Annotated in this window: 15 protein-coding genes; 13 read left to right on the top strand and 2 right to left on the bottom strand. The window is 66.2% G+C overall.

The window, feature by feature from the left end:
* The first annotated feature begins 9 nt into the window (after window positions 1-9).
* The 3 genes from pgsA (at window position 10) to QNN98_RS14580 (ending at window position 1691) form a co-directional block, all read left to right on the top strand.
* Entirely contained in the window at window positions 10-600 is a 591-nt protein-coding gene (gene pgsA / locus QNN98_RS14590; protein WP_227914015.1) for a CDP-diacylglycerol--glycerol-3-phosphate 3-phosphatidyltransferase, read from the top strand.
* The gene (locus QNN98_RS14585) at window positions 597-1124 is read left to right on the top strand and encodes a CinA family protein (protein WP_283998076.1); all 528 of its coding nucleotides are present in this window, start codon (window positions 597-599) and stop codon (window positions 1122-1124) included. The genes pgsA and QNN98_RS14585 overlap by 4 nt, the downstream gene beginning before the upstream one ends.
* Window positions 1125-1265: 141 nt before the next feature.
* Window positions 1266-1691, top strand: a complete 426-nt coding sequence (locus QNN98_RS14580; protein WP_269437448.1) for a helix-turn-helix domain-containing protein — start codon at window positions 1266-1268, stop codon at window positions 1689-1691.
* A gap of 161 nt (window positions 1692-1852) precedes the next feature.
* Here QNN98_RS14580 and QNN98_RS14575 read toward each other — a convergent pair whose 3' ends face one another.
* Window positions 1853-2350, bottom strand: coding sequence for a MarR family winged helix-turn-helix transcriptional regulator (locus QNN98_RS14575; protein ID WP_227914017.1), 498 nt, complete (start codon window positions 2348-2350; stop codon window positions 1853-1855).
* A 55-nt stretch (window positions 2351-2405) separates the two neighbouring features.
* Between QNN98_RS14575 and QNN98_RS14570 the strand changes: the two genes are divergently transcribed.
* From QNN98_RS14570 to dapF, 8 genes are all read left to right on the top strand, one after another.
* Window positions 2406-2630: a DUF3046 domain-containing protein gene (locus tag QNN98_RS14570; RefSeq protein ID WP_227914018.1), complete on the top strand. Its 225-nt coding sequence runs from the start codon at window positions 2406-2408 to the stop codon at window positions 2628-2630.
* Window positions 2631-2877: 247 nt separating this feature from the next.
* Window positions 2878-3930 carry a recombinase RecA gene (gene recA, locus QNN98_RS14565; RefSeq protein ID WP_227914019.1) on the top strand — a complete coding sequence of 351 codons (1053 nt, stop codon included), beginning with the start codon at window positions 2878-2880 and terminating at the stop codon, window positions 3928-3930.
* 112 nt (window positions 3931-4042) lie between these two features.
* Entirely contained in the window at window positions 4043-4843 is an 801-nt protein-coding gene (locus QNN98_RS16490) for a regulatory protein RecX (RefSeq protein WP_331461481.1), read from the top strand.
* Between the two features lie 80 nt (window positions 4844-4923).
* Entirely contained in the window at window positions 4924-6207 is a 1284-nt protein-coding gene (locus tag QNN98_RS16485) for an aggregation-promoting factor C-terminal-like domain-containing protein (RefSeq protein ID WP_331461482.1), read from the top strand.
* Between the two features lie 107 nt (window positions 6208-6314).
* On the top strand, window positions 6315-7091 hold the full coding sequence (locus tag QNN98_RS14550; RefSeq protein ID WP_283998073.1) for an aggregation-promoting factor C-terminal-like domain-containing protein: 777 nt from the start codon (window positions 6315-6317) through the stop codon (window positions 7089-7091).
* Window positions 7092-7204: 113 nt separating this feature from the next.
* Window positions 7205-8731, top strand: a complete 1527-nt coding sequence (gene miaB, locus QNN98_RS14545) for a tRNA (N6-isopentenyl adenosine(37)-C2)-methylthiotransferase MiaB (protein WP_283998071.1) — start codon at window positions 7205-7207, stop codon at window positions 8729-8731.
* 12 nt (window positions 8732-8743) lie between these two features.
* On the top strand, window positions 8744-9679 hold the full coding sequence (gene miaA, locus QNN98_RS14540; protein WP_283998069.1) for a tRNA (adenosine(37)-N6)-dimethylallyltransferase MiaA: 936 nt from the start codon (window positions 8744-8746) through the stop codon (window positions 9677-9679).
* 35 nt (window positions 9680-9714) lie between these two features.
* Window positions 9715-10641: a diaminopimelate epimerase gene (dapF, locus tag QNN98_RS14535; RefSeq protein WP_227927362.1), complete on the top strand. Its 927-nt coding sequence runs from the start codon at window positions 9715-9717 to the stop codon at window positions 10639-10641.
* Between the two features lie 13 nt (window positions 10642-10654).
* On the opposite strand, the gene QNN98_RS14530 is transcribed toward dapF, so the two are convergent.
* On the bottom strand, window positions 10655-11269 hold the full coding sequence (locus QNN98_RS14530) for a class I SAM-dependent methyltransferase (RefSeq protein WP_283998067.1): 615 nt from the start codon (window positions 11267-11269) through the stop codon (window positions 10655-10657).
* A 192-nt stretch (window positions 11270-11461) separates the two neighbouring features.
* Between QNN98_RS14530 and hflX the strand changes: the two genes are divergently transcribed.
* The gene (gene hflX / locus QNN98_RS14525) at window positions 11462-13027 is read left to right on the top strand and encodes a GTPase HflX (protein WP_442860194.1); all 1566 of its coding nucleotides are present in this window, start codon (window positions 11462-11464) and stop codon (window positions 13025-13027) included.
* Window positions 13020-15056, top strand: coding sequence for an ATP-dependent DNA helicase (locus QNN98_RS14520; RefSeq protein WP_283998064.1), 2037 nt, complete (start codon window positions 13020-13022; stop codon window positions 15054-15056). The genes hflX and QNN98_RS14520 overlap by 8 nt, the downstream gene beginning before the upstream one ends.
* Window positions 15057-15110: the final 54 nt, after the last annotated feature.

The following is a 15110-nucleotide window of genomic DNA, read 5'->3' as shown; positions in this document are numbered from 1 at the left end:
GCTGAAGCTGTGAGCAATTCTCCTAGCGAGAGGGTACCTACCCTCAATATCGCCAATGCACTGACGGTGGTGCGGATCCTGATGGTTCCGCTCTTCATCTGGTTCCTCGCTGCCGACGACGGCCGCGGCGGGCTCTACCGATGGCTGGCGGTGGCAACATTCGCCGTCGCCATCTACACGGACAAGCTCGACGGCGACATAGCCCGCAGCCGCGGCCTGATCACCGACTTCGGCAAAATCGCCGATCCGATCGCGGACAAGCTGCTGATCGGTTCCGCACTGGTGATGCTGTCGCTGCTGGGCGAACTGTGGTGGTGGGTGACCATTGTGATCCTGGTCCGCGAACTGGGTATTACCCTGATGCGCTTCGTGGTGATCCGCTACGGCGTGATGGCAGCCTCCCGAGGGGGCAAGCTCAAGACGGTGGTACAGACCTTCGCCATCTTCGTGTTCCTGCTGCCGCTGGGCAGTTGGCTGGGCAGCTGGGCCTGGTGGATCGGCGCCGTCTTTATGGCCGCCGCACTGGTGATCACCGTGGTGACAGGCATCGACTACGTCCTGCAGGCCGTCCGCCTGCGCCGCAGCGCAAAGAGCGTATGAGCCCGGAGACCGGGGCGGGCGCCCCTGTGGAGGAGAGCTCGGCCGCCCGTGTCCTGCGCGCCGCGAACCGGGCCGGCAAAACCGTAGCCACTGCCGAGTCCCTGACCGCGGGAATGCTCTGCGCGGAGCTTGGATCCGTGCCGGGAGCGTCCACAGTTTTGCAGGGTGGCGTGGTCGCGTACCAAAATGGGATCAAGCATTCCGTCCTCGGGGTTCCGGCCGCGCTCCTGGCCGAAGCCGGGTCCGTGGATGGAAGGGTGGCGGAGCTTATGGCGGTCGGGGCGCGCAAGGCCCTGGACGCCGACGTCGCAGTATCAACCACCGGGGCGGCCGGGCCTGCGGCCCACGACGGCAAACCGGTGGGAACAGTCTTCGTAGGGATCGCCTCTGCCGGAGGATCTTACTTCCGGGAGTTCCTGTTCCCCGGAGACCGCACCGCCATCCGTGCCGCTGCCTGCCGCGAGGCACTCGCGATGCTGGCCGCAGAACTGGAGACCGCCGGTCCCGTTGGAGAAGGACAGTAACCGCCCCATCCGCCGCGGGAACAAAACCGTCAGGGCATCAGTTGTTAGTATCAGGAACCGCCAAGGTTCTTTAAGTACGATCTTTGAACAGTCTGCGGCAACTCGCCGCAGCCCGTACTCATAGGGAGCAGGACGATACACATGGTTAAACAACCCGTATCCGTGAACGGCGTGATCCGCTGGCGGGATGTAGGGTTGGCGGAAGACGCACACCGGGAGCCTAAGGAGCGCAAGATGGTAGTTCTTCGTCACGAGATTGGTGATGTCCTCCGCGACGTGCGCCAGCGCCAGGGCCGTACCCTGCGCGAGGTGTCGCACAGTGCCCGTGTATCCCTCGGCTACCTCAGCGAGGTTGAACGCGGACAGAAGGAAGCATCATCGGAACTCCTGTCTTCAATCTGCACTGCCCTCGATGTGCCCCTGTCCCTGATGCTCCGTGAAGTCAGTGACCGGGTGGCCAGCGCTGAAGGCGTTGCCATTCCAGATACCGTGCCCTCTGAGTTTTCGCGGGAATTCGCACGTGAATTTCCCGAAGACCTGGCCCGGGACCTGGCCCGCACATCCTAGGAACCCCGGCAGCGCCTCTTCGCTTCAGGCGACGGATGCGTTGCCCCCAAGATTTACCAGCTGAACAGCTAGTGACCCCCGCAGGTGCGGTGCCTGCGGGGGTTTGTTCTGTCCGGGGCTGATTTCAAAGACTGTCCCCGGTTCAAAGACTGTCCCCGGTTTCAAAGACTGTCCCCGGCCGGACGGACGGAGGCATTCAGCTTGTGCAGCAGCCGAACCAGGGCGCGCAGCTCTTCGGCCTCCCATCCGGTCCATGTCCGGCGGAAGTGCTCCTTTCGGGCCGTTGCCGTGCCTTCCAACTGTGCCGCCCCCACGTCGGTGAGGTTGATGGGTTGGGCCCGCCCGTCCACCGGGTCCGTATGCTTCTCCACCAGGCCCAGGCTTTGCAGCATCGCAACCTGACGGCTCAACGAGGGCTTACCCACCCCCACCGCCGCGGCCAGGTCCGTCAGGCGCATGGGACCCTGCTGGTGGAGCAGCACCATGAGGCCGTAGGCCGACGGTTCCATGTCGGGGTGGACTTCGCGGGCTATCTGGTGGGAGACGGAGCGCGCGCGGCGCCACAGGACACTCAGTTCCTGTTCCAGGTCCTCAATGGCGGCATCGTTGTCCGGGTCCCCGCCATCGGGCCGGTCCGCGGGACCGGTGGTCTCGGTCATGTCTCCATTCTAGGTTGGTTACTGCGGGGCGCTGCGTGCGTGCGAGAATTAAGCGATGCGTATCAGTGACTTCTGGCGGCTCATGGATGACGAGTTCGGTTCGGCCTATTCCCGGGTCTTGGCCGCGGATCTGGTCCTCGGCCAGCTGGGCGGGGTTACCGCTGCGGAAGCGCTCCGGAAAGGCGTGGAACCAAAAGCGGTATGGCTGGCCGTGTGCGAGATCCAGGACGTGCCGGCTGACCGCAGGCTTGGCCGGGACATCAAACCGAAGGCAACGTAGCGGCGGGAACGCCCGGGAGCCCGGACAGCCGGAACGGAACACGCCGGGGTGAATATTCGAATCTTTGTTCGGATAAAGATATGCTCCTACACAGGGGTCGGCCACAGCAGGCGCGGCCCGGGATATCCACAAGATAATGAGCAACAAGGTCCGGTCAGCCGTTTTGTCAGTGCCGCCGGATAGGGTCGTTACTAAGCAATGGACGACAGGCCTACGGGCCACTCACAACCACAACACGAGGTGAAGAATGGCTGCTCCAGCCGACCGCGCAAAAGCACTTGAGGCAGCGCTGGCCCAGATTGACAAGCAGTATGGCAAGGGATCGATCATGCGTCTGGGCGATGAGGTGCGCGCCCCCGCAGAGACCATCTCAACCAGCTCCGTCGCTCTGGACGTTGCCCTGGGCATTGGCGGGCTCCCGCGCGGACGCGTGGTGGAAATCTACGGTCCGGAATCTTCCGGTAAGACCACGCTGGCCCTCCATGTTGTGGCCAATGCGCAGAAGAACGGCGGCATCGCCGCATTCATCGACGCGGAGCACGCCCTGGACCCCATCTACGCCGCCAAGCTCGGCGTTGATACGGACTCGCTGCTGGTGTCCCAGCCGGACACCGGCGAGCAGGCCCTGGAAATCATGGACATGCTGATCGGCTCCGGGTCCGTCGACGTCGTCGTCATTGACTCCGTTGCCGCACTGGTGCCGCGGGCCGAAATCGAAGGCGACATGGGAGACAGCCACGTCGGCCTGCAGGCCCGCCTCATGAGCCAGGCGCTGCGAAAGATCGCCGGCCGGCTCAGCCACACCAACACCACCGCCATCTTCATCAACCAGCTGCGTGAAAAGATCGGCGTCTTCTTCGGCAGCCCGGAAACCACCACCGGCGGCAAGGCCTTGAAGTTCTACGCGTCCGTACGCATCGACGTCCGCCGCATTGAAACGCTCAAGGAAGGCACCAACCCGGTTGGCAACCGCACCCGCGCCAAGATCGTCAAGAACAAGATGGCACCGCCCTTCAAGCAGGCGGAATTCGACATCATGTACGGCGTCGGCATCTCCCGCGAAGGCGGCTTGATCGACATGGGCGTGGAGCACGGGCTGGTCAAGAAGTCCGGTGCCTGGTTCACCTACGACGGAGACCAGCTGGGCCAGGGCAAGGAGAACGCCCGCAACTTCCTGAAGGACAATCCCGACCTGGCCGACGAGCTGGACCGCCGCATCCGCGAAAAGCTGGGCATCGGCGTTCCGGCCGCAGAGGAACCGGCCGCACCCAAGCTCAAGGCTGTAGCCAAGGACTCCTAGGGCTTACCCCCTCAGGCAACAAGGGCAGCGCCTCCTCAGGAGGTGCTGCCCTTGGGGTTTGACCATCCAGGCAGCAGCTCATTCAACACTGACTCATTCAACCGGAACAGCTATGGCATCCCAAGAAACGCTCGAACAACTGAAGCAGCGGCTCGCCGACATCCAGGCGGGTACTGCCGTGCCTTCGGATACGACGCCGGCAGATGTGCCTCCGGCCTCCCGTGCGCGCTCCCGCCGGAAGCCGAAGGATGCAGGGGATACCTTCCAAGAAGGCGGTTTTGGCGAGGAAGCCCCGGCAGATGAACCGTGGGCAGAACCAGGCGCCGGAGGCGGCACCAAGAAAAAGAAGCGCCGGAGGAACAGCGCGGGGGAGGCGGATTCCGTTTCCGGGCCGGCGCCCGAGCTGACACCTGAGGAAGCCTACTCAGAGGCGAAAGCCATTGTGCTGCGCCAACTCACGGCATCACCCAAAAGCCGGCACCAGCTGGAAGCGAAGCTGGCCGAACGCGAGATTCCGGCGGATGCGGCCGCAGCAGTCCTGGACCGTTTCGAGGAAGTGCAGCTCGTGGACGACGCCGAGTTCGCCCGGTTGTGGGTCCAGAGCAGGTCGCAGGGCAAATCACTGGCCCGCGGTGCACTGCGCCGAGAACTAGCCGAAAAGGGGATTGCGCCGGATCTGGCCGAGGATGCCCTCGAACAGGTCAGCGCCGATGACGAACTTGAGGCCGCCAGGACCCTGGCCCGGAAAAAGCTGCAGTCCTCCGCGGATCTCGCAGACCGCACGGCAAGGGACAAACAAACGCGGCGGCTCGTGGGCATGCTGGCCCGCAAGGGTTACTCGCCGTCGCTGGGTTTCCGCGTGGCCGGAGAAATTATCAGCGAGGCACGCGAGGCCAGAGGCGACAGCGTCTAAAAGCGGACACCCTCGAAGGGCCGGTGTCAATTCGCCGCGCCGTGTCGTATGCTGTGCCAACTATGTTAAAGATGAGCTTGGTGGGGCCCAAGTTAAGGCGTTCCCCGCTGTTTGCCGTGGTGTTTGCCGGAATCCTGGCCTCCGCCGTGCTGACCGCTGGACCTGTCTCGGCTGCGGACCCGTACCCGTCCTGGGAAGATATCCAGCAGGCCAAGTCCTCCGAGGCCGCCAAAGCCTCTGAGGCTGACAAGCTCGAAGGGCTGCTCACGGAGCTGCGCACCGACGCCGGGCAACTGGGCGACGCTGCGGTTAAAGCCACCAGCCGCTACAACGCAGCGAGGGATGCCCTGGCAGAAAATGAGAAGCTCCTGGCCTCGCTATCCGCACAGCGGGAGGCCGCCGAGGCGCAGGCGGATGAAACGCTGCAGCGTGTGGCCGCATTGGCCGCGCAGACGTACAAGTCCGGAGGTGCCGCAGCGGACGGCTTGGGACTTTTGCTCTTGGATACGGAAGCGTCTGCCGACGCCCTGCACGGGGCGGACCTGATGGACCGCGTTTCCTCGCGGGCCGGAACCCTGTATGCGGCAGCGACGGCATCCGAACGGGTAGCGGCCGGCCTTGCCGATCAGGAACAGCAGGCCCGAGATGCCCGTGCAGACCTGCTGGCCGAGGCCAAACGGTATCTTGACGAAGCCGGGGCCTCTGCCACCGCGGCGGATGAAGCGGTCCGGGAGGAGGAAGCCCGGAAAACCGTTTTGCTGGCCCAACTGGCCGATTTGCACGGGACCACCGCCGACGTGGAAAACGCACGGCTGCGCGGAATTGCCGCTGAGCAGGCCTTCCAGGAACAGCAGGCGGCAGCGGAACGGGCGGCACGGAACGCCGGTACCGTGACGCGGCCTGCGGTCGGCTCACCCGTTGCTCCCGGCGCGCCGGAAACAGGGGTTCCGGCCGTGACCCTCCCCATAGCACCTGTGCCGGCACCTGCTCCCGCACCTGCGCCGGCGCCTGGCCCGGCACCCGTTCCGCTTCCGCCGCCGCCCGCCCAACCGGTGGACGATCCGGCCGGGGCCCAGAACTATGCCGCCGGCATGATGGGTGCCTACGGCTGGGACGGCAACGAATTCCGCTGCCTGGTCAGCCTCTGGAACCGGGAGTCCAACTGGCGCACTTCGGCGGCCAATCCGTCCAGCGGCGCCTACGGAATCCCGCAGTCGCTGCCCGGCAGCAAAATGGCCAGCCACGGCAGCGACTGGCAGACAAACTACCGGACCCAGATTAACTGGGGGCTCGAATACATCTCCTGGCGCTACGGCACACCCTGCGGCGCCTGGCAGCATTCCGAAGAGGTCAACTGGTATTAGCCCAATTGGCGGCAACGGTTTGCGGCTGCACGCGATGTCGGGGGAGTCAACGTCGTCGTTACCTTTTTGAGACTTTTCCCAGAAAACTCCGGTAGCGTCCTGCGCTTGTGACTTCACTTGACTCATCACGCCGCGAACAGACCCGCATCCGACGCGCCCTGCGCCGCCGCCGAAGGCTGCGAATGGGGGCCTCGGCAGCACTAGGCTCCCTGGCAATGCTGGGTGTGTCCGGCGCCGCGGTCGGCACTGCCGCAGGTGAGGACCTGCGCGCCGCAGCCGGACTGCAGCTGGTCAATATGGCGGTGCCGCTGCTCGCCACCCAAGAACCCGTCCGGGACGGTGCCACAACCGGGAATGTCACGGAAACCAAGGGTTCAACAGCTGAACAGCACCCCGCAGAGCAGCACCCCGCAGAACAGCAGCCCGCGGAGCAGCCGCCCGCCCGGGAATCCGACGAGCAGGCTGCAGCAGAGCAAGCCGCCGCGGAGCAGGCTGCGGCCCGCGCGGCGGATGAGGCCGCGGCCATGAAGGCCGCAGAGGAAGCAGCCGAGGCCGCGCGTGCGGCCGTGCCTGTGGATGACCCTGCGGCGGCCAAGGCCTACGCTGCTTCCATGCTCGCCTCCCGGGGGTGGGAAGCATCCCAGCTGACGTGCCTGGACCGGCTTTGGACCAAAGAATCGGAATGGCTGACCAGCGCCACCAACTCCAGCAGCGGAGCCTACGGGATTGCACAGTCCCTTCCCGCCGAAAAAATGGCGGCAACCGGAGCTGACTGGGCGGTGAACTACCGCACGCAGATCGACTGGGGACTTCAGTACATCTCATCGCGTTACGGCAGCCCCTGCAACGCACTGAATTTCCACCACGCCAATAACTGGTACTAGCCAGTAACTGGTACTAGCCAAGAACTGGTACTAAGGGCGGCAGCGGAATTGCGCCTCGGTGAGGGATTAGGCCTAGTGGGGGACGGCGGCTGACGTACCCTAGGAGGGTGAGCATGACTGTTTCCTCTCCTTCCCCCGTGCCTTCCCCCGTGGCCTCCGAGGCGACACCGCGTACCTATCAGGTCCGGACGTTCGGCTGCCAGATGAACGTACACGACTCCGAACGCATTTCGGGCCTGCTCCAGGACGCCGGATATGTGGAGGCCGACGGCGAGCAGGCGGACATCGTTGTCTTTAATACCTGCGCGGTCCGGGAGAACGCGGACAACAAGCTGTACGGCAACCTCGGCCTGCTTGCGCCCATCAAGGAACGCCGCCCGGGGATGCAGATTGCCGTGGGCGGTTGCCTGGCACAGAAGGACCGGGAAACCATCCTGCGCAAGGCACCCTGGGTGGACGCCGTCTTCGGCACCCACAACATCGGGTCCCTGCCCGCGCTGCTTGAACGCGCGCGGCACAATGCCAAGGCCGAGTTGGAAATCCTGGAGTCATTGGACGTGTTCCCGTCCACGCTGCCCACCAAACGGGACTCGGTGTACTCGGGATGGGTGTCCATCTCCGTCGGCTGCAACAACACCTGTACCTTCTGCATCGTCCCGTCGCTGCGCGGCAAGGAACGCGACCGGCGCCCGGGGGAGATCCTGGCCGAAATCAAAGCACTGGTCGACGACGGCGCCATCGAGGTCACGCTGCTGGGCCAGAACGTGAACTCCTACGGCGTGGAGTTCGGCGACCGCGGTGCCTTCGCCAAGCTGCTGCGCGCGTGCGGCGACATCGAGGGCCTGGAACGGGTCCGCTTCACCAGCCCGCACCCGGCGGCCTTCACTGACGACGTCATTGACGCCATGGCGGAAACCCCCAACGTGATGCCGCAGCTGCACATGCCGCTGCAGTCGGGCTCGGACAAGGTCCTCAAGGACATGCGCCGCTCCTACCGCTCCAAGAAGTTCTTGGGGATCCTGGACCGGGTGAGGGAACGGATGCCGCACGCCGCCATCTCCACGGACATCATTGTCGGATTCCCGGGCGAGACCGAGGAGGATTTCGCCGCCACCCTCGACGTCGTGGAAAAGGCCCGCTTCGCCAGCGCCTTCACCTTCCAGTACTCCAAGCGCCCCGGCACCCCCGCCGCCGACCTGCCCGGCCAGCTGCCCAAGGCCGTGGTGCAGGAACGCTATGAGCGGCTCACTGCCCTCCAGGACCGGATTGCCGCCGAGGAGAACGCCAAGCAGGTGGGCACCACCGTAGAAGTCATGGTCACTGCCGGTTCGGGCCGGAAGGCTGAAGAGACCGGCCGGCTCTCCGGGCGTTCCCGGGACCAGCGGCTGGTGCACTTCTCGGTGCCCGACGGCGCCCCCGCACCGCGGCCGGGCGACCTCGTCACCGTCCCGGTCACCGCTGCCGCCGCCTTCCACCTGATTTCCGATCCCGCCACAGCCGCTGACTATTCGCTGCGCCGGTCCCGCGCCGGAGATGCCTGGGACCGTTCGCAGGCTGAATCCTGCGGCGTGCCTGCCGCACCGGCCGGCACCCGCACGGGTGTTTCGCTGGGCATGCCCGCGCTGCCCCCGCGTTCCTAAGGGCGCTGCAGCATGAACCCTGCACGTGAGCGTCCGGTGATTGCCGTCGTCGGGCCTACCGGATCCGGCAAGTCGGACCTCGGCGTGAACCTTGCCCTGGAACTGGGCGGGGAAGTCATCAACGCGGATTCCATGCAGTTCTACCGCGGCATGGACATCGGCACGGCGAAGATCCCGGTTGCCGAACGCCGCGGCGTTCCGCACCACCTGCTGGACATCATGGACGTTACTGAAGAGGCCAGCGTCTCGGCGTTCCAGACCCAGGCCAGGGCACTGGTCGAGGACATCCGGGGCAGGGGCATGTTCCCCATCCTCGTGGGCGGTTCGGGGCTGTACGTACGGGCGGCGCTGGACGTACTGGAATTTCCCGGCACCGACCCCGCTGTCCGCGCGGCACTCGAAGCCGAACTGGAAACCGCCGGGCTGCCCGCGCTGATGGCCCGCCTGCGGTCCGCGGACCCGGTCTCGGCAGAACGGATTTCAGATGCCCGCCGCGTGGTGCGGGCCCTTGAAGTCCTCGAACTGACGGGACGGCCGTTCAGCTCCTTTATGCCCGTCCGCCAGTACTTCCAGCCTGCCGTGCAGATCGGCCTGGAGGTGGACCGTCCCGTGCTGCACCAGCGCCTGGCCGGCCGTGTTGACGCCATGGTGGAACAGGGCCTGCTCGAGGAAGTACGGCGGCTGGAACCGGCCGGGCTGCGGACCGGCCGTACCGCCTCGCGTGCGCTGGGCTACGCCCAGTTCCTTGCGGTCCTGGACGGGAAGTCCTCGGTGCGTGAGGCCGCGGAGGCCACCGTTGTTGCCACCCGGCAGTTCGCCCGCCGCCAGCTGACCTGGTTCCGCGCCGACCCGCGGATCACTTGGCTGGGCTTTGACGATCCCGCCCTGGTTGCCCGAGCGGCCGACGCCGTCCGTGCCGCCGTGCGGCCCAGTATCCTTGAAGGGTGACCAACACTTCTGCTTCGACGGCATCTGCCGCGTCCCTGCCCGCCTCCGGCCTGCCCGCTGCCGTTGCCGGCCTGCCCTTCGCCAAGGGCCACGGCACCGGCAATGACTTTGTGCTGCTGGCCGATACAGACGGATCCCGTGACCTGGCTGCCGCAGACGTGGCGGCTGTATGTGACCGGCACCGCGGAATAGGTGCGGACGGGTTCATCCGCGCCGTCCGCTCCGAGTACGTCCCCGAAGGCCGTGCGCTGCTGCAGAACGCACCGGAAGCCGAATGGTTCATGGACTACCGGAACGGGGACGGAAGCGTTTCCGAAATGTGCGGCAACGGTGTGCGGGTTTTTGTGCATTTCCTGCTTGAAGAGCACCTGGTGGAACTGGGAGAGGGTGAAAGCCTGGTTATCGGCACCCGGGCCGGGCTGAAGACCGTCACCCGCACGCCCGGAGGCTATGCGGTGGACATGGGCCCGTGGGAGTTCATCTACCCGGACCACGCTGCCGCCAAGTCCATGGACACCGTGGTGAACGCCGGGGGCCTGGAAGTGCCCCGTCCCGGGCTGTCGGTCAGCATGGGCAACCCGCACACGGTGGTTGCCCTGGCCGAGCTTGACGAACTGGCCGCAACTAATCTCACCACCGCGCCGTCGGTGCAGCCCGAACCCTCCAACGGAACGAATGTCGAGTTCGTTGTCCCGGCCGAGCCGCTCGTGGAGGACGGGGTGGGACTGGTGACCATGCGTGTGCATGAGCGCGGCGTGGGGGAGACCCTGTCCTGCGGTACCGGCGCCTGCGCCGCCGCCGTCGCCACGCGTTTCTGGGCCGGTGCCGGCGCACCCGATGCGTGGGCCGTGACGGTGCCCGGCGGCGTCGTCGGCGTCCGGTTCCTGACCGGTCCCGAAGGCCGCGAACACGTCGAACTCAGCGGACCGGCCGTGCTGGTGGCCCGCGGCATCCTGCTGTAGGAGAAGGCCCGGGCTAGGAGTGCGCGCGTTCCACCTTCAGGATCCGGAAGGACTTGGCGGTGCTGTGGCGGGACACCGCAAAGCCGGCGGGCAGTTCTTCGGCCAGCCAGCGCTGCAGCGAATCCGATCCGAGGTTCTTCTGGACCACCAGCCACGCGGTGCCGCCCGGAGCCAAGCGTGGCAGCCAGAGCAGCAGCAGGGCGTGCAGTTCATCCTTGCCGATGCGGATGGGCGGGTTGGACCAGATGGCGTCAAAGCGCAGCTCCGGATCCACGTCCTCGGGCCGGGCAGCACTAACGTTGGTGCATCCCAGCGAAGCGGCGTTGTCGCGGGTCAGGGCAAGGGAGCGCTCGTTGACGTCCACGGCGTAAACCTGTGCGGCGGGGGACTTCAGCGCCAGGGTGAGGGCCACCGGGCCCCAACCGCAGCCGATGTCCAGGAGATTACCGGTTGCGGGCGGGGCGGGAACTTCGTCCAGCAGTACTGCGGTGCCCTTGTCGATGCCGTCCGGGCTGAAGATGCCGCCCGCGGTCTGGAGCGTCCGTTCGGAGCCGTTGAGCGTGACGCGCAGCGGCCGTCGGACCTCGGGTCCGGACGGTGTGGAAGAGAAATAGTGGTCTGAACCCATAACAGTCCAGATTAGCCGGAACCCGGGCGCGGACAGGAATTTAAGCGGGGCCCGCGGGGTTGGAACAGGTGGAAGTCGGGACAGGAATCCATTGCGCAGACGGTCGGTCTCGCCGGAGAATGTCAGTTCACTGGCCTACCATGTTAAGTACGTTCTCATAAGGAGATTATGACCATCAACAACTCCCGTTCCATGGGTTCCGTCAACGGTGCCGGCTCCGCTTCGGAGCTCAGCGCTTCGGACATCCAAGGGGTCATCGACCGGATCCTTGCGAAGGACAGCGCAGTTGAAGCCAAAACGGTGGAGACCAAGCCGCTGACCCGCACCGGAGTCAACAACGGACGCGCCCAGGCGCTGTCCGACAACACTGAGCATTCCGTCCACGACGGCGAGCAGCAGGACCTCGAGGAGCGGCGCGCGCTGCGCCGCGTCGCCGGCCTGTCCACCGAACTCGAAGACGTCACCGAGGTTGAGTACCGCCAGCTGCGCCTGGAACGGGTTGTCCTCGCGGGACTGTGGAGCGAAGGCACGGCAGAAGATGCCGAAAACTCCCTGAAGGAACTGGCCGCCCTGGCGGAGACCGCCGGATCGGAAGTCCTGGACGGAATCATCCAGCGCCGCCTCAAGCCGGATCCCGGCACCTTCCTCGGCTCCGGCAAGGCCCAGGAACTGAAGGACATTGTCACGGCGACCGGCGCTGACACAGTGATCGTGGACAGCGAGCTCGCTCCGTCCCAGCGCCGCGGACTGGAAGACATTGTCAAGGTCAAGGTCATTGACCGTACGGCCCTGATCCTGGACATCTTTGCCCAGCACGCCAAGTCCCGTGAAGGCAAGGCCCAGGTTGAGCTCGCGCAGCTGGAATACCTCCTCCCGCGCCTGCGCGGCTGGGGTGAATCCATGTCCCGCCAGGCCGGCGGCCAGGTGGGCAGCGCCAGCGCCGGCATGGGCTCCCGCGGTCCCGGTGAAACCAAGATCGAGCTGGACCGCCGGAAGATCCGCACCCGCATGGCCAAGCTGCGTCGCGAAATTGCGGGCATGAAGCCGGCGCGGGAGACCAAGCGTGCCAACCGGCAGCGCAACGCCGTGCCCTCGGTAGCCATTGCCGGCTATACAAATGCCGGCAAATCCTCCCTGCTGAACCGGCTCACCGACGCCGGCGTGCTGGTGGAGAACGCCTTGTTCGCCACCTTGGATCCCACCATCCGCAAGGCACAGACGGAAGACGGGATCGGTTACACGCTGGCGGACACAGTCGGCTTTGTCCGTTCCCTGCCCACGCAGCTAGTGGAGGCCTTCCGCTCCACACTGGAAGAAGTAGCGGACGCAGACCTGATCCTGCACGTAGTTGATGCCTCGCACCCGGACCCGGAAGGCCAGATTGCGGCCGTCCGCACCGTCCTTGCCGAGGTGGACGCCCGCAAGGTGCCTGAGATCATTGTGCTGAACAAGGCCGACGCCGCGGATCCGTTTGTCCTGGAACGGCTGCGCCAGCGCGAAAGCCGGTATGTGGTGGTTTCGGCCCGCACGGGCGAAGGCATCCCGGAGCTGCTCCAGGCGATCTCCGAAGGCATTCCGCGCCCGGGAGTGGAGCTGGAACTGCTGGTGCCGTATGAGCGCGGCGAGATTGTGTCCCGGCTCCACCAGCAGGACGCAGAGATCCTGTCCACGGACCATGTGGAGACCGGTACCCGGCTGCACGTGAAGGTCCGTGAAGGGCTCGCTGCAGAGCTGGAGCCGTTCGTAACCCATGGGTAGGAAGACGCAGCAGGTGTCGGAGCAGGTACTGGAGCTGCTGGACACGGCGGTCACGTCCATGGGCGGACAGAACCGGCCGGGCCAGCACGAGATGGCCCGGCAGGTGGCCGAGGCGATCGAGTCCGGCGAGCACCTGCTGGTCCAGGCCGGCACCGGCACCGGCAAGTCATTGGCGTACCTGGTTCCGCTGATTGCCCATGCCCTCGACAGCGACAAGCCTGCCCTGGTCTCCACGGCCACCCTGGCCCTGCAGTCCCAGATTGTGGGCCGGGACTTGCCGCGCCTGCTGAAGACCCTGGCGCCCAAGCTGCCCCGGGAAGTGGATGTCGCCCTGCTCAAGGGCCGCAGTAACTACGTCTGCGTCCACAAGACCGGCGGCGGGTTCCCCGAGGAAGACGAGGCGGGAACGCTGTTTATGCACGAGCAGGCGGTGTCCCACCCAGCGCCCGCCGGGGGACCCACCTCGGCACTGGGGCGCGACGTCGTCCGCCTGCAGGAGTGGGCACAGGAAACAGAAACCGGGGACCGCGACGAACTGCTGCCAGGTGTCAGCGACCGGGCCTGGCGCCAAGTCTCCGTGACCTCCATGGAGTGCCTCGGGGCGCAGAAGTGTCCCGTGGCGGAACTGTGCTTCAGCGAGCAGGCCCGGGCCAAAGCGGCCGTGGCGGACCTTGTCATCACCAACCACGCCATGCTGGCCATCGCCGCCTTTGAGGGTCTGGCCGTGCTGCCCGATTACGACGTGGTGGTCATTGACGAGGCCCACGAGCTGCAGGACCGCGTCACCGGCGCCGTCACCGGACAGCTGTCCGGGACCGTTATCTCCGCAGCCGTGTCCGCAGCCCGCAAACACACTTCCGCCGCCCTGGAGCCGCTGGCCGCTGCCGGCCGCGCGTTCGACCAGGTCTTCGCACCGGTCCCGTCCGGTCTGCTGGCCGCGGGACTGTCCGAGGACCAGGAGATGGTCCTGGGGCACGTACGCGACTCGGCCCGCACAGCGCTGTCAGATTCCAAGCCCGACGGCGAGAACGTGGACGGCGGGCGCCAGATGGCCCGTTCCCGGCTCATGGCCGTGCAGGAAATGTGCGACCGCATTCTTGATGCCGGCAACTCCGGTGAAGTGGTCTGGGCATCGCGCCCCAGCACGTTCTCTCCCGGCGCCGGATACACGGCGCCCGAAGAAGACTCACCGCCCACCATCAACGTGGCCCCACTGTCGGTGGCCGGCCGGCTGCGCGAAGGGCTCTTCGACGGTCACACCGTGGTCCTGACCTCCGCCACCCTGGCCATCGGAGCAGAATTCGGTCCGGTGGCCGGCGCCCTGGGACTCCTGGGCAGCGGTGCCCCGAAATGGAACGGCACCGACGTCGGCAGTCCCTTTGACTACCCCCGGCAGGGTGTCCTCTACGTAGCCAAGGACCTGCCTAAACCGGGGCGGGGGACATCCCCGGAGCAACTGGACGAGATTGAGGCGCTGATCAAGGCCTCCGGCGGCGGCGCACTGGGTCTGTTCTCTTCCCGGCGTGCAGCCGAGGAAGCGGCTGATGCCCTGCGCACACGGGTGGACTTCCCGATCCTGTGCCAGGGCGAGTCCACCATGTCCGCATTGGTACAGCAGTTCGCCGATGACGACGCGACCTGCCTCTTCGGAACCATGTCCCTGTGGCAAGGCGTGGATGTCCCTGGTGCCTCGTGCCGGCTGGTCATCATGGACCGGATTCCGTTCCCGCGTCCCGATGATCCGCTGATGACGGCCCGCACCCGTGCGGTGGCCAAGGCCGGCGGCAACGGCTTCATGAGTGTTTCGGCAACCCACGCCGCCGTCCGGCTGGCGCAGGGCGCTGGCCGGCTGATCCGGGCCTCCGGTGATAAGGGGGTGGTGGCCGTCCTGGACTCCCGGCTCGCCACCGCCCGTTACGGCAGCTTCCTGAGGGCTGCCCTGCCCCCGTTCTGGTCCACCACGGACCGCGGCGTGGTGCTGCAGGCCCTTGAACGCCTTTCAGCTCAGCCCGCAGGCACCCGGACCTAGGCCGGGCCCCGTCCAGGGGGAAGCGCGAGGCAGGAACGCAGCAGCGCCGTCGGC

This window comes from Arthrobacter sp. zg-Y1143, from assembly GCF_030125565.1.
Lineage (GTDB): Bacteria > Actinomycetota > Actinomycetes > Actinomycetales > Micrococcaceae > Arthrobacter_B.
The sequence above is the reverse complement of the archived record's forward strand: the minus strand, read 5'-3'. Positions and strand labels throughout refer to the sequence as shown.